This window comes from Neorhizobium lilium (genome assembly GCF_004053875.1).
Taxonomy (GTDB): Bacteria; Pseudomonadota; Alphaproteobacteria; order Rhizobiales; family Rhizobiaceae; genus Neorhizobium; species Neorhizobium lilii.
The window spans coordinates 298,629-315,776 of record NZ_SBIP01000004.1; the positions used below are offsets into that span (position 1 = coordinate 298,629).

Annotated in this window: 16 protein-coding genes; 6 read left to right on the top strand and 10 right to left on the bottom strand. The window is 60.0% G+C overall.

Annotation, left to right across the window (positions count from 1 at the left end):
• Positions 1–62: 62 nt before the first annotated feature.
• Entirely contained in the window at positions 63–806 is a 744-nt protein-coding gene (locus EPK99_RS18330; protein WP_128444536.1) for a FadR/GntR family transcriptional regulator, read from the bottom strand.
• Positions 807–1,015: 209 nt separating this feature from the next.
• On the opposite strand from EPK99_RS18330, the gene sthA reads away from it, so the two are divergent.
• Positions 1,016–2,503: a Si-specific NAD(P)(+) transhydrogenase gene (gene sthA, locus EPK99_RS18335; RefSeq protein ID WP_128444537.1), complete on the top strand. Its 1,488-nt coding sequence runs from the start codon at positions 1,016–1,018 to the stop codon at positions 2,501–2,503.
• Positions 2,504–2,632: 129 nt separating this feature from the next.
• Here the strand turns inward: sthA and rpsD are convergent, their stop codons facing one another.
• The 7 genes from rpsD to EPK99_RS18370 form a co-directional block, all read right to left on the bottom strand.
• Positions 2,633–3,250 carry a 30S ribosomal protein S4 gene (rpsD, locus tag EPK99_RS18340; protein ID WP_128444538.1) on the bottom strand — a complete coding sequence of 206 codons (618 nt, stop codon included), beginning with the start codon at positions 3,248–3,250 and terminating at the stop codon, positions 2,633–2,635.
• 228 nt (positions 3,251–3,478) lie between these two features.
• The gene (locus EPK99_RS18345; RefSeq protein ID WP_128444539.1) at positions 3,479–4,996 is read right to left on the bottom strand and encodes a helicase HerA domain-containing protein; all 1,518 of its coding nucleotides are present in this window, start codon (positions 4,994–4,996) and stop codon (positions 3,479–3,481) included.
• Between the two features lie 131 nt (positions 4,997–5,127).
• Positions 5,128–5,766, bottom strand: a complete 639-nt coding sequence (locus EPK99_RS18350; RefSeq protein ID WP_128444540.1) for a LysE family translocator — start codon at positions 5,764–5,766, stop codon at positions 5,128–5,130.
• Between the two features lie 822 nt (positions 5,767–6,588).
• Positions 6,589–7,389: a glutamate racemase gene (gene murI, locus EPK99_RS18355; protein WP_128444541.1), complete on the bottom strand. Its 801-nt coding sequence runs from the start codon at positions 7,387–7,389 to the stop codon at positions 6,589–6,591.
• Complete coding sequence (locus EPK99_RS18360; protein ID WP_128444542.1) at positions 7,373–8,209, bottom strand: RNA methyltransferase; 837 nt, start codon at positions 8,207–8,209, stop codon at positions 7,373–7,375. The genes murI and EPK99_RS18360 overlap by 17 nt, the downstream gene beginning before the upstream one ends.
• 59 nt (positions 8,210–8,268) lie before the next feature.
• Positions 8,269–10,266, bottom strand: coding sequence for an FUSC family protein (locus EPK99_RS18365; protein WP_128444543.1), 1,998 nt, complete (start codon positions 10,264–10,266; stop codon positions 8,269–8,271).
• Between the two features lie 90 nt (positions 10,267–10,356).
• On the bottom strand, positions 10,357–10,887 hold the full coding sequence (locus tag EPK99_RS18370) for a hypothetical protein (RefSeq protein WP_128444544.1): 531 nt from the start codon (positions 10,885–10,887) through the stop codon (positions 10,357–10,359).
• Between the two features lie 223 nt (positions 10,888–11,110).
• Between EPK99_RS18370 and EPK99_RS18375 the strand changes: the two genes are divergently transcribed.
• From EPK99_RS18375 to EPK99_RS18395, 5 genes are all read left to right on the top strand, one after another.
• On the top strand, positions 11,111–12,325 hold the full coding sequence (locus EPK99_RS18375; protein WP_128444545.1) for an NADP-dependent isocitrate dehydrogenase: 1,215 nt from the start codon (positions 11,111–11,113) through the stop codon (positions 12,323–12,325).
• Positions 12,326–12,393: 68 nt separating this feature from the next.
• A complete protein-coding gene (locus EPK99_RS18380) occupies positions 12,394–12,840 on the top strand; it encodes a GNAT family N-acetyltransferase (RefSeq protein WP_128444546.1) in 447 nt (148 codons plus the stop codon).
• Positions 12,841–12,913: 73 nt separating this feature from the next.
• A complete protein-coding gene (locus tag EPK99_RS18385) occupies positions 12,914–13,543 on the top strand; it encodes a glutathione S-transferase family protein (RefSeq protein WP_128444547.1) in 630 nt (209 codons plus the stop codon).
• A gap of 96 nt (positions 13,544–13,639) precedes the next feature.
• Complete coding sequence (locus EPK99_RS18390; RefSeq protein WP_425374216.1) at positions 13,640–14,023, top strand: hypothetical protein; 384 nt, start codon at positions 13,640–13,642, stop codon at positions 14,021–14,023.
• Positions 14,024–14,236: 213 nt separating this feature from the next.
• Entirely contained in the window at positions 14,237–14,608 is a 372-nt protein-coding gene (locus tag EPK99_RS18395) for a hypothetical protein (RefSeq protein ID WP_128444549.1), read from the top strand.
• 60 nt (positions 14,609–14,668) lie between these two features.
• Here EPK99_RS18395 and EPK99_RS18400 read toward each other — a convergent pair whose 3' ends face one another.
• Both EPK99_RS18400 and EPK99_RS18405 read right to left on the bottom strand, forming a co-directional pair.
• A complete protein-coding gene (locus EPK99_RS18400) occupies positions 14,669–15,334 on the bottom strand; it encodes an HAD family hydrolase (protein WP_128444550.1) in 666 nt (221 codons plus the stop codon).
• 110 nt (positions 15,335–15,444) lie between these two features.
• Positions 15,445–17,067, bottom strand: a complete 1,623-nt coding sequence (locus EPK99_RS18405; protein ID WP_128444551.1) for an ABC-F family ATP-binding cassette domain-containing protein — start codon at positions 17,065–17,067, stop codon at positions 15,445–15,447.
• Positions 17,068–17,148 lie beyond the last annotated feature (81 nt).

Sequence of the window (17,148 nt, forward strand, 5' to 3'; positions counted from 1 at the left end):
GTCTGATTTCTCTTGTTTGGGCTTTTGTTCTTGGCCGGACGTACGGCTGGTTCCGATGTTGATCAGGATGCTTCGCTGAAGACCTCTGTCTGCCCCGCGGCTTCCAGCGAGGTCGCGCGGATCAGTCGCTCCTGCAGCATCAGCAGGTGCTGGCGCATGGCCTCTCCTGCCCGCGCCGGATCGCGCGCCTCGATAGCGTCGATAATTCCAATATGCTGGGCGAACGAGACGCTGACCGTGTTGGCGGAGATGCGAGCGCGCTCTCGGATCGCCTGCCATGCCTCGTCCTGGCGCACACGATTAACGACGTCGAAGATGGACAGGAACAGCCTGTTACCGGCACTCTGGGCAATCTGCCGGTGAAGCGCGCCGTCCCACAATTCCTTGGCGTCGGCGTCGTCGCTCTCGATGATCTTCTTGGCAAGATCCCGCATACGGGAAATATCGGTGGGCTTTGCACGCAGGGCGGCCAGTTGTGCCAGCTGCGGCTCTATGCGCAGGCGCACCTCCATGATCTCCATGAAGTCGGTTCCGGCCACGAGGTCGCCGACCTGATCGTGCCAACGGTCTGGACGTTCGCCGACAAAGGTCCCCGAGCCTTGACGCCGCCAGACCAAGCCTTCCGCCTCCAGCACTTCCAGAGCACGACGCACAGCACGACGACCCACATTGATCATCTCAGCCAGCGCCCGCTCGGTCGGCAGTCGCCCGTCTGCCCCAACCTCTCCCGACTGAAGTAGCTCACGCAGCTTGCCCAGGGCGTAGTTGGAGTTGTCAGAAGCCACCGCGTCGAGATCCTGCACCATTGCCTGAACCAATTCATGATTGGTGCAGTGGAAGATATTTCCGTAGCGTGGTCAAGATGTTTTTTGAGCATCTTCTAAAGATGCCTATACTCTAGGCACAATGCCCGTATTATGGTTGCGAGAGTTGCAATCAAACATTTAGATTACCCTGCTACAACGAAACAAAGCGGCGAACCTTCAGCTGCCATGATTTCAAGCGGAGCATTCTCATGAACGAATACGACCTCATCGTCGTCGGCAGCGGGCCAGCCGGCCGACGTGCCGCCATTCAGGCAGCCAAGCTCGGCAAGAAGGTGGTGGTGATCGAGCAAGGCCGGCGGGTTGGCGGTGTTTCGGTGCATACCGGCACCATTCCGTCCAAGACGATGCGGGAAACGGCGCTCAATCTCTCCGGCTGGCGGGAACGCGGATTCTACGGAAAGGCCTATCGCGTCAAGGAAGAGATCAGCGCCGAAGACCTGCGCCGTCGCCTGCTGATCACGCTAGATCACGAGGTCGAGGTTCTGGAGCACCAGTTCTCCCGCAATCGCGTGCACCATCTTCGTGGCAAAGCGAGCTTCCTCACGCCGGACACGATGCAGGTGCTTAAAGACGACGGCGAAACTCTGCATGTCATCGGCAAAAGCATATTGCTTGCCGTCGGCACAAGGCCCTTCCGACCGGACTACATCCCCTTCGACGGCAAGACCGTAGTGGACAGCGACGAACTTCTGGAAATTCAGGATCTGCCGCGTTCCATGGTGGTCATCGGCGCCGGCGTCATTGGCATCGAATATGCCACGATCTTCAGCGCGCTCGATACGGCGGTGACGGTCATCGATCCCAAGCCCAATATGCTGGAGTTCATCGACAAGGAAATCGTCGAGGACTTCACCTATCAGCTGCGCGACCGCAACATGAAGCTGCTGCTCGGTCAGAAGGCCGAGAAGGTCGAACGGCTGCCGGATGGCAAGGTGTCCGTACAAGTCGATACGGGTCGCCGTATAGTGACGGATATGGTTCTGTTCGCTGCGGGCCGCATCGGCGCGACCGATACGCTCAATCTCGCCGCAGCCGGACTGGAAGCGGATAGCCGCGGGCGCCTCAAGGTCAATCCGGAAACCTTTCAGACAATGGTCCCGCATATTTTTGCGGCTGGCGACGTCGTCGGCTTCCCGAGCCTCGCCTCCACGTCCATGGAACAAGGGCGAATCGCTGCCCGCGTTGCCGTCGGCGCGATCGGCATGGAGCCGCAGAAATACTTCCCCTACGGCATCTATGCCGTGCCCGAAATTTCCACTTGCGGCCTGACGGAAGAAGAGATGAAGGAACGCGGCATTCCTTACGAATGCGGCATTGCGCGTTTCCGCGAAACCTCTCGCGGCCACATCATGGGGCTGGAAAGCGGTCTGCTGAAGCTGATCTTTTCGCTGAAGACCCGCAGGCTGCTGGGCGTCCATATCGTCGGCGAAGGTGCAACCGAACTTGTCCATATCGGCCAGGCGGTGCTCAACCTGAAGGGAACCGTCGAGTATTTCGTCGAGAACACCTTCAATTATCCGACGCTCGCGGAAGCCTACAAGATCGCCGGGCTCGATGCCTGGAACCGCATGGGCGAGGTCCCGACGGGCGCGCCTGCTCCCTCGACGCAACCCTCCGACCCCCTGGTGGCCGAAGCAGTCGCACCGGACACGCAGAAGAAATCCGCTGGTAAATAGGCCAACGGGCGTCCTTGGCATTCCAGCCGGGGCGCCTTTCCCCGGCTCAGCTGATTCACTACAAAAGAAAAGCCGCGTCGAGGACGCGGCTTTTCAAATTTGCAGAACGGCGCCCTGAAGGGCAAGCCATTAGCGCGAGTAGAATTCGACGACCAGCTGCGGTTCCATGATGACGGCATAAGGCACGTCGGCCAGGGTCGGAACGCGGGCGAAGGTCGCAACCATCTTGTTGTGATCGACTTCGATGTAGTCAGGAACGTCACGCTCGGCGAGCGAAACAGATTCGAGAACGGCAACCATCTGCTTCGACTTCTGCCGAACTTCCACGACGTCACCAGCCTTGCAACGGTAAGAACCGATGTTGACCTTGACGCCATTGACCGTGACGTGGCCATGGTTGACGAACTGGCGCGCAGCAAACGGCGTCGGTACGAACTTGGCGCGGTATACGATCGTGTCCAGACGCGATTCCAGCAGGCCGATCAGGTTCTCCGAAGTGTCGCCCTTGCGGCGGTTGGCTTCGTCATAGATGGCGCGGAACTGCTTTTCACGCAGGTCGCCATAATAGCCCTTCAGCTTCTGCTTGGCGCGCAGCTGCACACCGAAGTCGGAAAGCTTGCCCTTGCGGCGCTGGCCGTGCTGGCCAGGGCCGTATTCGCGGCGGTTCACCGGGGACTTCGGACGGCCCCAGATATTCTCGCCCATACGGCGGTCAATTTTGTACTTAGACGATTCGCGCTTGCTCATCGTGGTTCCTTATCAAAGGTTTGGACCAGTCTGTTACCAGACTGGATCAAGGAAACACGCCCTCCTCTGAGCTTCGTTTTAGAAGCTCTGACAGGTTTCTCACGAAAGCGATCGGAGAAAACCACGGGACATGTCAGTGAAACACCAGACGTCGCCACCCAGTGTTGGTGGGGTCTTTAGGGGTAAGCCGTGATGAAGTCAACCAAGCTGGGCCAGTTTATGCTTGGCTTATTCAGCCGCAAGCCGCGCCTCACCGGCATCCGGCGCATCTGCATTGCCAGGTGCAGTCTCAGCCTGCAGATCAGGAAAGGCGACGATGCGCTTGCCGGAGAAATCCGCGTGGACGACGATCAGCCCCTGCTCTTCAAAATAACCGAGAAGCCGGCGCGCACGACGGGCAGAGTGGGTTCCGTAAGCGCGGGCGATTCGCGCATCCGATGGGCAGGGTTCTCCGCTTAGCGCCGCTTTCGCCATCATCAGGAAGACCCCTTGAAGATCATCCGACACGGCAGCAGAAAGTGAAAGCGCGGTTGCCCAAGCATCGGAGGCGGCCAGCTGCGCATCCACGCCCGATCGGGCAATGGCGGCACGACGGCGGAAATCCGATAACGACATGGGTGGCCCCGGAAGCCGGCGCATGCGGGCACGCACGAGGAAATCCTGATAAAGCACTGAATCCGTACGATAAGCGGACTGCGGATCATCCAGGACTTCGCAGAGGACTCCCGATAACCGATCCGCCCGCTCTTCCGCGGACAGTTCCGGCTGGGACTGTCTCGTCTCCTGCGGCGCGACCGTGGCAGCTGGAACCGATCGGGAAAGCTCGGCCAAGATATCCGTCGTCGGACGCGGTGCAGGCGTTGCGCGGCGGGCGACCGGCGGGCGGGTGAACTCTTCCGGATCCGGCGTGAAGATCAGATCCTCGACGTCCTGCGGCGCATCGGGCAACGGCATGAGTTTCGGGCTCGATGATCGCGCCGAAGTCTCTACCGTTCCGATCGCGATCGGCAGCGGGCGGCGCGACAGTGCCGGGCCAAGCGCGACGAAGCTGCCGCGTTTCAGGTCGCGGAACATCTCCGCCTGACGGCGATCCATGCCGAGCAGGTCGGCAGCGCGGGCCATGTCGATATCGAGGAAAGTGCGACCCATCAGGAAGTTCGAGGCTTCGGCAGCGACGTTCTTGGCGAGCTTGGCGAGGCGCTGGGTTGCGATGACGCCGGCCAGCCCGCGCTTTCGGCCGCGACACATGAGGTTCGTCATGGCGCCGAGCGATAGCTTGCGCGCATCTTCGGATACTTCGCCCGCCACCGAGGGGGCGAACATCTGCGCCTCGTCCACCACGACCAGAACCGGATACCAGAACTCGCGATCCGCATCGAACAGGCCGTTCAGGAAGGCACTCGCGGCCCGCATCTGGTCTTCAAGGTCGAGACCTTCGAGCGTCAGCACGCAGGACACGCGGTTCTTGCGAATGCGGTTGGCGATGCCGGTCAACTCCGCTTCGGAGCGCTCACCGTCCACCACAACGTGGCCGAACTTATCGGAGAGGGTGACGAAATCGCCTTCGGGATCGATCACCACCTGCTGAACCCAGGGCGCCGACTGCTCAAGCAGGCGTCGGAGAAGATGAGATTTTCCCGAGCCGGAATTGCCCTGGACCAGCAGGCGGGTCGCCAGAAGCTCCTCGATATCGAGCGAAGCCGGCGCACCGCCCGCCACCGTTCCCATATCGATTCCAACCTGCACTGCAATGACCTCGTATGCCGTCTCTTCTTGGCGACCTTTGGCCCCAACTCCTGACCTCTAGCAGAGATCAGGATTCGTTTCGCCGGGCAACATGGGAAATGCACAGGCTTTGCGTGGCCTCATAACGAGGATCAGCCCGCGGCGCGCTTGAAGCTGAGCGACAGGAGCCCGGCGCCGATCATCAGCGAGCCGCCGGTGCGGTTGACGATCCTCTGCACTTTCGGTTTGCGGATCGAGTTGCGCGCCATGGAAGCCAGCAGACCGTAAAGGGTCGCATTGATGGTCGCGAGGATCAGGAAGGTGACCTCGAAGATCGCCATCTGCGCCAGGAGCGGTCGGCTGAGGTCCAGGAATTGCGGCAGGAAGGCCACGAAAAAGACGATACTCTTGGGGTTCAGCGCCGTAACGACATAGGTATGCAGAAAAATGCGAAAGGGCTTGGAGACCTGCTTTTCCTCGGCACCTTCCTCCATTGCCGCCTTGGTGACCGGAGTCTTCCAGAGCTTGATGCCGAGATAAATGAGATAGGCAGCGCCGACCCATTTCAGCACGGTGAACAGCAGGGCGGACGCCGCAAGCAGCGCACCGAGGCCCAGCATGGACGCTGTCATGGCAGTGAAGTCACCCAGCGCTACGCCTGCGACAGTGGCCGATGCCGCTTTGCGCCCGTGGCTAAGCGCATAGGAAATGACAAGCAGGATCGTCGGACCCGGAATGGCAAGCAGGATGGAAGATGCGGCGGCGAAAGCCAGCCAGTGCTCAAGCGACATATAAGACTCCTTGTCCAGATGAGGGCAAGCAAGCCATGACGGCGGAGCGTTGGCAAGGGCTCTCAAGCGGCGATAATCCATCGACTGACCTGCCACAGGCCCGTGCGAGCAGCCGGCTGGGGACCCATCCAACCGCCGGCAGCGGCGGGAGAATGGGTCCAGCTATCAGGCGAGCCTCCCTCGCGGAGGCCCGCGCGTCAAAGGCGCAACCTCCGCCGCTCAAAGCCTATCGGAACCCCTATCAGACGATGCTCCCTGACTTGAGTGTTCGGCTCCAGGCCGATGTCGCGTAGCATCCGGTCGTCAAGGTCCTGCATATTGTTGGTCTTGTGGCGGCGGCTGATAGCGGACACCAAGAGAGCGCGCGCTATCCTCCAGAAGCCGTATTCCTGATGCAGGTCGCTAACGACGTCGACAACCATAAGAGGTATTTTTGACATGGTTCTTCATTCCCGCGGCGTCGCAGCGGCGGGTCCTTTGCTGGTTTGGAAAACGCGCAGAGAAACGGCTACATGTCGCGAGACATGCACGGTTTCGCTTCGCGTCAACTCGGTTGGATAAATCGCCGTAGGGCTAGGGAATTAGGCGGAATACGCCTGCACAGGGCGAACGCGGACCGTGCCAGACAGCATCTGGTTGCGCGTGGCCGAATGTCCGCGAGTAAGGCGCATCTGCGGGATAAAATAAGTCATCATGCGCCTCCTTTCGTTCACGAATTGCGGACTTAGCGAAGGTGACACAGGTCCCCGCTGCCCACAAGCCTGCAATCTGCGTTTGCAGGACATACGTCCGGAATGTTGCAGATCCGCTACAGTCGCTCGGTTAGCGGCTATGCAGGCCGAAGCCCTGTATGAGGCGGCTCGTGGCAAAATCCGGCGTACCAGAGGTGAAGACAGCGAAGTCGTAATGCTCGGGATGAACGGCGCCATCCACTTCCGGCACCTTGCGGCGGGCCTGACGGGCGATAGCCTCTGCCGGATCGAGCCAGTCCACCGGCCATGGTGCCAGCCGCCGGAACAGGTTCGCCATGAAGGGATAATGGGTGCAGGCGAGTACGACAATGTCGGTCTTCTGCCCATCCTTCTCGACAAAGCAGGGCGCGATCTCGGCCATCACCGCTTCATCGGACAAGGCGTCGCCTCGGATATAGGCCTCCGCCATGCGGGCAAGATTTTCCGAGCCGACCAGCCGGACATGGCATTGGCTGGCAAAGGACTGGATAAGGTCACGCGTATAGGCGCGTTTGACGGTTCCCGGCGTCGCCAGCACGGAAACAAGACCTGAGCGGGTTCGCTCGGCAGCAGGTTTTATGGCCGGCACGGTGCCCACGAAGGTCATGTCAGGGAATGTTTCGCGCAATGCCGCGCCCGCAAGCGTGAAAGCGGTGTTGCAGGCGATGATGCAGATCTCAGGCCGGTATTCGACCAGCAGCGTCTCGAACAGCGAGAGGATTCGAGCTGTCAGCGCCTCCTCCTCCCAGCTGCCATAAGGAAATGCCGCGTCGTCGGCGACGTAGATGAAGCCGCGCTCCGGCATCAGTACGCGCGCTTCACGCAGCACGGTCAGGCCGCCGATCCCCGAATCGAACATCAGTACCGGCTTCAGGTCACGTGTCGCTGTCATTCCCTGAAGTCTCCCCTTCCCCACCGCTATCGTTCCCGGCCAGCAGGGGCTCGGGTCGCTTGCGCGGAAAACGGTCGATCGACCGGATTACGCCGCGAAAAACGCTAATCTCCTGTTCTGTGAAGCTCCGTCGCGATAGCACGGCCCTCAGGTTGTCCACCATCTTGGGCTTTTTTTCGGGCGGATGGAAATAACCGCGCGCATCGAGCGCCTCCTCGATATGCTCGAAAAGGCCGAAGACCTGTTCCTTGGTGGAGGGCCGCTGCTCGAGCGACTGGAACGGCGTACGTCCCATATCCTCCATGCCGGACTTCATCCACTCATAGGACATGAGAAGCACGGCCTGGGCGATGTTGAGCGATGCGAAGGCCGGATTGACCGGGAAGGTGACGATCTCGTCGGCGAGCGCCACTTCCTCATTGGTCAGGCCCCAGCGCTCGCGCCCGAACATGATGCCGGTCTTCTCGCCGCCAACGAACTTTTCGCGCAGGGTCGTGGCTGCCGTCACCGGCGACCGCACGGGCTTGAACCCGTAACGCTCCCGCGCCGTGGTCGCATAGACGAAATTCAGGTCGCGCAAGGCATCTTCCAGCGTATCGAATACTTGCGCGCCATCGATGACATGATCGGCCTTCGATGCCGCAGACCGCGCCTTCTCGCTGGGCCAGCCATCGCGGGGGCTGACGAGCCGAAGTTCCGCCAGGCCGAAATTGGCCATGGCGCGTGCCACCATGCCGATGTTTTCCCCGAGTTGCGGTTCGACCAGAATGATGGCCGGGCCTTCCGCAATCAGTTCTCTTTCGCTGTTCGTGCCTGACATATCCGTTTCCGCTGATGTTTTGACGGCAATAACGATCCCTCGTCACACCCGCAAGCACGTTATGTCCGAGGGTAAAGCCGATCGAGCAGATTACCGATCATAACGAGCCCAAGACGCGACCCGTCTTCAGATATGGGAAGATAGCGGCTGCCGGTGCGCCGCTCGTCCCGGCGCTGAAGAAAACAGTCGGATCCGCGCGGCGCGACAGCTTCCAGCGCCTGCCGCGCCGAGGATATTGCCTCAGTGACCGCGTTATCCGCCGATATCGAGGCGGTCGTGTTGGCAAAGATGCGAGCCCAGTAGGTAGATGCCATGAATATGGCAAGCGTCTGCCGTATCTGTCCCGGCCGCGTCACGACAGACCAGGACGCACCGAGCGGCTTTGCGGCGAGCGTCAGATCCTTGTAAGCGGCATCCAGTTTCCGCGACAGTTCGATGAGTTCCAGGCGCCCTCGCCCTTCGTCGGCCGCATCAAGAAGCTGACGCAGCCCATCGTACCAGCGGGCAAGCGCTTCATCGAGCACGGCACGCGTAGATGCAGGAAGCACGACGAAGGCGGCAAATGTGCCTGCCAGAGCACCGATCAAGGTCTCCTCCAGACGCAGAAACAGAAGATCGACCGTCAGTTGGCCGATCAGGCCATAGACCAGGCAGAGCGTGATGGTGATGAAGAAGCTCATCACCGCATAGGAAACCTGAAGGAAATAGAAGGCGAGGAACACCGTCATGGAGGCGAGCACGACCGTCGCCACCATATTGCCGACAAGAAGCGTCGCGATGCCGAGCCCGATCACGACCCCCAACAATGTGCCTGTCGAACGTTGGACGGCCCTGATCGCCGTATCGCCACGCGACTTGGTATTGGTGAAGACGAGGAAGGCGGTCAGAACGGACCAGAACCACCGTTCCCGCGACAGGAGAAGGCCGAAGACCATGGCAATGGCCGAGGCGATAGTAATCTGCAACGCCGCCCGCACCGCCGGATTCTTGAGCGACAAGTCGAGCGTCGCCGAAGGCGTTGCGGGTCTGTCCCCGCCCGCCATGTCCAGATCTCCATGATCGATCCGGCCAATGTCGGCGGCCAGCGCCTCGCGTGCTCCATGGAGCCACATGAGTGCGCGGACGCTTTCGCCTGCCGGTAGCTTGGCTTTGGACGTTTCCTGATCCGCCCGTGCGGAAAAGTGGCGGACGCGGTCGCCATCGCCATTCAGCACGGCCTCTATCAGCCCCACCGGAGGCAAGCTCTCCAACGACAGTACTATGAGGCTTTCGGCCGCCAGATGCAGATCGAAAAGGCGCATGGCGACCGCGGCCAGCCCGCTGTCTTCGCGGCGATTGTTCGCATCCTCCTCCGCCGCCATGGGCAGAAAACTATCCGCCATCAGCACAACATCCTTGAGGCGCTCCTCCAGCCGATGAAGCCCCGTCCGGTCCTTCTCCGTCCATTCTCCGGCCACCGCCAGCAGTTCCAGACGCGCCAGGATATCGTCGGTGCGAGCTTGAACCGCCACCAGAGCCTGCAGCGCATCCCGTCTGCGATCATCGAAGAATATCCATTTGCGCACGGCGTAGCCAACCGCCACGGCCACCACCGGACCCAATGCCGCGAAAGGAAGCTCTGCCGGCGAAGGATGTAGATAGGCGCCGATGAAATAGGAGGTGAAGGCGAACATGCCGATTGCAAAGCCTCGCGGTCCGAAGACTCTCGCCAGGCTGGCGCAGAAGATGACCAGAAGGAATACGAGATCGGAAACAACGCGGTGATCTTCGAGGACGGCGGCAACGGCCACGCAGAGAAGACTTGCGACGCAACCAAGCAGCCGGGTCTTGGTCTGATCTCGCTGGGACAGGTCCCGGACCGCCACTCCGCTCTCGATCGAGAGGATGATCGTGAGGCCGTAAGCAATCGGCGGCAGAGCCGCAACGAGGAGATGGAAGAGAATCAGAAGCCCGACCGAAACGAGAATGGTGAGCGTGACACGGCCGCCCATCCGAGCCCTGGACAGGGCGGGATCATGCGCCAACAGCCAGTCGGGCAAGGCCAAGCGTCGGGTCATCACTAGTCCTTCGAAATGTAGAACAGCCTCCCGAAGGTCTCTTAGAGGGGAGGCGCGGCGTTTGTCCAGCCGGTCGCTCCTCGTGCATGCTCACTCGCCCTTGGCTACCGATTCCATTTCCTCGACCAACGAATCCCGTTCCCCGTCAGCTAAGCGGTGGATGTCGTTGATGACGGGTTTGCCGTTTTCGTCGATCACGTCGAAATGCACTTCGGTGACGCTGTTCTTCACCTCCGCATCATCCACGCAGGTCCACTGCTTGAAGGTGACGGTGACGTCTGTGACGCCGTTTACCGCAGGCGCCGCCTTCATTGTGACGTCCTGAAGCGGGCAGCCATCCTGGGAGCTGGTGATCACGTCGTAGCCGAAGGGATCACCCGGCTTGTTGTTTTCCGTATCATAGGCGGGGTGCTTGGCCGCCTCCGCATAGGTCGTCTGAAACTTCTTGCTGTAGAGCCGGGACAATGGATCCGGATCGAAAATATACTTCCCGTCGCTGTCTACAGTGTTCCAGTTGTCCTGGGTGTCCTTTAGGACTTCCTTGACTGGATCGGTGGGATCGGCAGCGGCAGCAGCGCTGCCGATCAGCGAAAGAGATAGAGCAATGAGCGCGGTCCGCATGGCTGTCACCCAGACGTTGGAGGTGGTTTGCGCGGGACATTACGCCCGGTTTGTGGTTTGGCAAGGGCATTCGAAAACTGCGTTTGCCGGTAGGCCGACCAGATGCGGAAAAGCATCCGCCGGCGCCTGAATGGCTTTGCGTTCCGCCGTTGCGATGCTATAGCGCAGCCACTGGCAGACAACCCGTCGGGGCCCCGGCCCCCGCTTACGTCAAGAGGAATCCATGCAAAAGATCAAGGTAGCAAACCCGGTCGTCGATCTCGACGGTGACGAGATGACCCGCATCATCTGGCAGTTGATCAAGGACAAGCTGATCCTGCCCTATCTCGATCTCGACATCGAATATTACGATCTCTCGGTCGAAAATCGCGACGCTACCAACGATCAGGTGACGATAGACGCCGCCCATGCGATCAAGAAGCACGGCGTCGGCATCAAATGCGCGACCATCACGCCCGACGAGCAGCGTGTCGAGGAATTTGGCCTGAAGCAGATGTGGAAGAGCCCGAACGGCACGATCCGCAACATCCTCGGCGGCGTTATCTTCCGCGAACCGATCATCTGCAAGAACGTACCCCGCCTTGTTCCCGGCTGGACCAAGCCAATCGTGGTCGGCCGCCATGCTTTCGGCGACCAATACAAGGCAACCGATTTCAAGTTCCCCGGCAAAGGCAAGCTGACGATCAAGTTCGTCGGCGAAGACGGCCAGGTGATCGAGAAGGACGTGTTCGACGCGCCCGGCGCCGGTGTCGCCATGGCCATGTACAATCTCGACGAATCGATCCGCGAATTTGCCCGTGCCTCTATGATGTACGGCCTGATGCGCCAGTGGCCTGTCTACCTGTCGACCAAGAACACGATCCTCAAGGCCTATGACGGCCGCTTCAAGGATATCTTCGAGGAGGTCTACCAGACCGAGTTCAAGGCGAAGTTCGACGAAATCGGCATCACCTACGAACACCGCCTGATCGACGACATGGTCGCCTCGGCGCTCAAGTGGTCCGGCGGCTACGTCTGGGCCTGCAAGAACTATGACGGCGACGTGCAGTCCGACACGGTTGCCCAGGGCTTCGGCTCGCTCGGCCTGATGACCTCGGTTCTGCTATCGCCGGATGGCCGCACGGTCGAAGCCGAAGCTGCGCACGGCACGGTGACACGCCACTATCGCCAGCACCAGAAGGGTCAGGAGACCTCGACGAACTCGATCGCGTCGATCTTCGCCTGGACTCGCGGTCTTGCACACCGCGCCAAGCTGGACGACAATGCAGAACTCGCAAAGTTCGCAACGACGCTCGAAACCGTCTGCGTTGCGACGGTCGAATCCGGCTACATGACCAAGGATCTGGCCTTGCTGATCGGACCGGACCAGCCCTGGCTTTCGACCACTGCCTTCCTCGACAAGATCGACGAAAACCTTAAGACGGCCATGTCTGCCTAAGCAGCAAAATATCGGTTAAGATGGAGCGGCGGGGAGCAATCTCCGCCGTTTTCATTTGGGGTATCATCATGCCGATTACCGTTCGTCCGCTTCAGCCTTCTGACCACGCAGCCTGGACGCCGCTGTGGGAAGCCTATCTCAGCTTTTATGACACCGTCCTGCCGGATGAGATCTACGACCTGACTTGGAACCGGTTTCTCGATGAGGCCGAGCCTATGTATGCGCTTGGCGCCTTCGATGAAACGAGCAGGCTGGTGGGCATCGTGCACACCATCTTCCATCGCTCCTGCTGGCTTCCCGACTGGACCTGCTACCTGCAAGATCTCTACGTAGACGACAACCAACGCGGAAAGGGTACGGGTGAAGCGCTGATCGAAGCCGTCGCCAGTCTTGCGCGGGAAAAGAACGCCAGCCGTCTATATTGGCTGACGCATGAGAGCAATTTGGTGGCCAGGAGGCTTTACGATCGCGTCGCGCTGAACGCCGGCTTTATCCAGTACCGCAAGCCACTTTGATATCCGACTCGTCCAAGTCTTGATCCTGTGACATAGCCGTCCTAGAACGAATAGCGAACGATGAGGAGGTTTCATGACCGACGAACTGGTACTCTACACGAACCCGATGTCGCGAGGTCGTATTGCCCGCTGGATGCTGGAAGAAGCCGGCGTTGCCTACCGCGTGGAGATCCTCCAGTTTGGCACGACCATGAAGGACGATGGCTATCGGGCCATCAACCCGATGGCAAAGGTGCCGACACTGGTGCACGGAAAGAGCGTCGTGACGGAGTGTGCAGCCATCTGCGCCTATCTTGCCGACGCCTTTCCTTCCGCCGGGCTGGCGCCGCCTGTCAACGCACGCGCCAATTACTATCGGTGGATGTTCTTCGGTGCAGGTCCTTTGGAAGCGGCGGTGACGAACCGCGCGCTCGGAGTCGACGTGCCGGCAGGTCGAGAACGCATGGTTGGCTACGGCAGCTTCTCCGACGTCATGAATACCCTCGAACTGGCGCTGCGCACCAACTCGTACATCGCCGGAGACAGTTTCACAGCAGCCGATGTCTATGTCGGCTCGCAGATCGGCTGGGGCCTGCAGTTCGGCAGTATCGAAAAGCGTCCGGTATTCGAGCAGTATTTCGGCCGGCTCGCACTACGCCCCGCCTATCAACGCGCAAGTGAAAAGGACGATCAAGCGGCTGGCGAGCTTCAGACAGCCGTCTGATCGCAGAAATGGCAACTTCATCGGCAGTTTCCGCCCGCCAAGTAACTTGCCGGAATTTACCATTAACGCCGAGCCTTGTTGCAGACCGGCCCCGTTATGATATGTCTGCTTCACCCGTTTTTTGGGGAAGAGGGGACATTCGTGACAAAGATTATCTTTGCTGCAGCGGGCGCGCTTGCAGCTATCCTTATATCCGCAGGTGCATCTCAGGCAGAAGATCTCGTCTTTACGCTGAAGAACACGACCAGTGGCACGCTGGAGCGTTTTTATAGTTCGCCTGTAGGCGTCGATAACTGGGAAGAAGATGTGTTCGGCAAGGACACGCTCGGCCCAGGCGAGAGCATGCAGATCACCATCGCCGATGGCCGTGCCGTCTGCAAATACGACATGCGATTCGAATTCACGGCAGATTCCGGCTTCGAAAACATGGAAGATACGCAGGACCTTTGCGCCATGGGATCATACACGATCCATCAGTAAGACCCGACCTCCAAGTCGAACAAAAGCCCTGCCGTATGAACTGGCCCATTCATTTGGGCTGTTCATATGCAGGGCTTTTTCTTGTGCAGGTGACTGCGAAAGGATCAGGCAAAGGTTTCATTCAAGATCCGTTAAGCTTGAAAATGCCATGATGGGTCCTGACACTGTCAATCTCGCCCCACCTTCCCGGGGCGCGTAAATCGGGACGCAAATATGAAGAAGACCGCGTTTTCCACCTTGGCTTTGGCCGCCGCGCTCAGCACCGCGATTCTGCCGGCGACCAATGCCTTCGCTCAGTATTACGACGGACCGCCACCGCGCTGGGACGACCGCCGCCCGCCACCGCGCTGGGACGATCGCGGCTCATCGCGGCATCACCATCGTGACAATACCGGCAGGGTCATTGCAGGTGGCCTGGCTGCCGGCGTGATCGGCGGATTGATCGGCGGTGCTATCGCCAATGGCGGCCCGCGCTACGTGGAACCGCCGCCACCGCCCCCACCACGGTGCTGGATGGAAGATCGCCGCGTTCCCAACGCCTATGATGGCGGCTGGCATATCGAGACGCTCCGCGTCTGCAACTGACGGATCCAATGTCCAGAACCGACACGCAGCCGGCTTCAACGCCGGCTGTTTACGTTTGAGTCAGCGCCCCAGCGGGGAATTGTCGTAGTCCGCCAGCAACGCTGCCACATCGTCGTATATGACAAGCGCGCCCGCATCGCGGAGCACGGTATCCGAAAAGCCGCCGGATCTGAGTGCAACAGTCGCAATGCCGCATGCCTGCGCCGCCTCGATATCGTAGGGAGTGTCTCCGACGACGAGCACCTCTTTGGCCTCGACGCCCGGTAGCTTCCTCAAGGCCGTCGAAAAGATATCCGGGGCCGGCTTCGTCTTTTCCACATCGCTGCCGCTCGTCGTCGCGGTCACGACGTCATGGACGTCGAGAAGACCCAGATAGTAATCAAGCTGCTCCTGGGAGGAAGAGGTGGCCAGCACCACCTTTTGCCCGCGCGCCTGCACATGAGCCAGCAGATCATGCGCCTGCGGGAAAGGCTTTGCCTGTTCCAGATATTTCGCCTTGTAGATTTGCCCCTGCTTCTCGGCCAATTCCTCCCGCTTCGCCTCATCGAGATCCGGAAGAAGCGTCGGGATCAGCATGTCGGCGCCCTTGCCGATCTGGTCATGAATGGTTTTTCGGTCGAAGGTCTTGCCGATGCCTGAAAAAGCTTCCTCCCAGGCCATAACGTGCATGTCGTTGCTGTCTACCAACGTGCCGTCGATATCGAAGAGAATGGCCTTGATCTGCATGCGAACGCTCCTTGAGCCTGATGGGATTACCGGGCCGCGTAACACGCCGCGCCCGCCGAGGTTCCCGAAGAACAGCCGTTCTTTTATCAAGGCGCTCGCGTTCGACTTGCTCAAGCCTGCAGGCCAGGTGCCTCGTAACCGGTACGTGACACATATTCCGTGTAGCCGCCGTCATACCGCTGAATGCCATCCGGCGTCAGTTCCAACACCCGATTCGACAGCTCAGACAAGAAATGCCGGTCGTGGCTGACAAAAAGCATGGTGCCTTCATAATCTGACAGCGCCTTGATCAGCATTTCCTTGGTGTCGAGATCAAGATGGTTTGTCGGTTCGTCCAGCACCAGGAAGTTGGGCGGATCGAAGAGCATTGCCGCCATGACGAGACGTGCCTTCTCGCCACCGGAGAGCACCCGGCATCTCTTTTCGACGTCGTCGCCGGAAAAGCCGAAGCAACCGGCAAGCGCGCGCAAGGCGCCCTGCCCGGCGCGCGGAAACTCTGCCTCCAGCCACTCGAAAACGGTCAGTTCGCCATCCAGCAGATCCATGGCGTGCTGGGCGAAATAGCCCATCTTGACGCTGGCGCCGATATTGACGCTGCCCTCATCCGGTTCGGCCGATCCCGCGATCAGCTTCAGAAGCGTGGACTTGCCGGCGCCGTTGACGCCCATGATGCACCAGCGCTCCTTGCGGCGGATCATGAAATCCAGGCCTTCATAAATCGTCCGGCTGCCATAGGTCTTGTGGACGCCTTTCAGGTTGACCACGTCCTCGCCGGAACGCGGAGCCGGCTGGAATTCGAAAGCGACCGTCTGGCGGCGGCGCGGCGGTTCGATCCGATCGATCTTGTCGAGTTTCTTCACCCTGCTCTGCACCTGAGCGGCATGCGAGGCGCGCGCTTTGAACCGCTCGATGAACTTGATTTCCTTGGCAAGCATGGCTTGCTGGCGTTCGAATTGCGCCTGCTGCTGCTTTTCGTTCTGGGCGCGCTGCTGCTCGTAGAAGCCGTAGTCGCCGGCATAGGTCGTGAGTGAACCGGCATCGATTTCGATGATCTTGTTGACGATGCGGTTCATGAACTCGCGGTCGTGCGAGGTCATCAGCAGAGCGCCGTCGTAATTCTTCAGGAACTGCTCCAGCCAGATCAGGCTTTCCAGATCCAGATGGTTCGAGGGCTCGTCGAGCAGCATGACGTCCGGGCGCATCAGAAGGATGCGGGCAAGCGCCACGCGCATCTTCCAGCCGCCGGAGAGCTTGCCGACATCGCCTTCCATCATTTCCTGGCTAAAGCTGAGACCTGCCAGGACCTCGCGGGCACGCGCCTCCAGCCCGTAACCGTCCAGTTCCTCGTAACGGGCCTGAACCTCGCCATAGCGCTCGATGATGGCATCCATCTCGTCTATGCGATCAGGGTCGACCATGGCCGCTTCCAGCTCCCGCAGCTCGGCCGCAATGACGCTGACGGGGCCTGCCCCATCCATGACCTCGGTGACGGCGCTGCGTCCCGCCATTTCGCCGACATCCTGGTTAAAGTAGCCGATCGAGACGTTCTTTTCGACCCCGACCTGACCTTCATCCGGCGCCTCCTGGCCGGTGATCATCCGAAACAGCGTCGTCTTGCCGGCGCCGTTCGGGCCGACCAGGCCGATCTTCTCTCCCCGGTTCAGCGCGGCAGAGGCTTCTATATAAAGGATGCGGTGGCTGTTCGACTTGCTGATGTTTTCGATGCGGATCATGGCGGCAGACTTCGGTGAGTGGTGACAACAAAAAAGCCGGATCGTTACCGACCCGGCTTCTTTAACGCATTGATGCGAAAC

Bases quoted from the DNA above. Each gene is read 5' to 3' on its own strand.
- sthA (WP_128444537.1), top strand. From the start codon at position 1,016: ATGAACGAATACGACCTCATCGTCGTCGGCAGCGGGCCAGCCGGCCGA.
- EPK99_RS18365 (WP_128444543.1), bottom strand. From the start codon at position 10,266: ATGACCCGACGCTTGGCCTTGCCCGACTGGCTGTTGGCGCATGATCCC.
- EPK99_RS18405 (WP_128444551.1), bottom strand. From the start codon at position 17,067: ATGATCCGCATCGAAAACATCAGCAAGTCGAACAGCCACCGCATCCTT.
- EPK99_RS18330 (WP_128444536.1), bottom strand. From the start codon at position 806: ATGGTGCAGGATCTCGACGCGGTGGCTTCTGACAACTCCAACTACGCC.
- EPK99_RS18370 (WP_128444544.1), bottom strand. From the start codon at position 10,887: ATGCGGACCGCGCTCATTGCTCTATCTCTTTCGCTGATCGGCAGCGCT.
- EPK99_RS18395 (WP_128444549.1), top strand. From the start codon at position 14,237: ATGAAGAAGACCGCGTTTTCCACCTTGGCTTTGGCCGCCGCGCTCAGC.
- EPK99_RS18380 (WP_128444546.1), top strand. From the start codon at position 12,394: ATGCCGATTACCGTTCGTCCGCTTCAGCCTTCTGACCACGCAGCCTGG.
- EPK99_RS18360 (WP_128444542.1), bottom strand. From the start codon at position 8,209: ATGTCAGGCACGAACAGCGAAAGAGAACTGATTGCGGAAGGCCCGGCC.
- murI (WP_128444541.1), bottom strand. From the start codon at position 7,389: ATGACAGCGACACGTGACCTGAAGCCGGTACTGATGTTCGATTCGGGG.
- EPK99_RS18375 (WP_128444545.1), top strand. From the start codon at position 11,111: ATGCAAAAGATCAAGGTAGCAAACCCGGTCGTCGATCTCGACGGTGAC.
- EPK99_RS18350 (WP_128444540.1), bottom strand. From the start codon at position 5,766: ATGTCGCTTGAGCACTGGCTGGCTTTCGCCGCCGCATCTTCCATCCTG.
- EPK99_RS18400 (WP_128444550.1), bottom strand. From the start codon at position 15,334: ATGCAGATCAAGGCCATTCTCTTCGATATCGACGGCACGTTGGTAGAC.
- rpsD (WP_128444538.1), bottom strand. From the start codon at position 3,250: ATGAGCAAGCGCGAATCGTCTAAGTACAAAATTGACCGCCGTATGGGC.
- EPK99_RS18385 (WP_128444547.1), top strand. From the start codon at position 12,914: ATGACCGACGAACTGGTACTCTACACGAACCCGATGTCGCGAGGTCGT.
- EPK99_RS18390 (WP_425374216.1), top strand. From the start codon at position 13,640: ATGATATGTCTGCTTCACCCGTTTTTTGGGGAAGAGGGGACATTCGTG.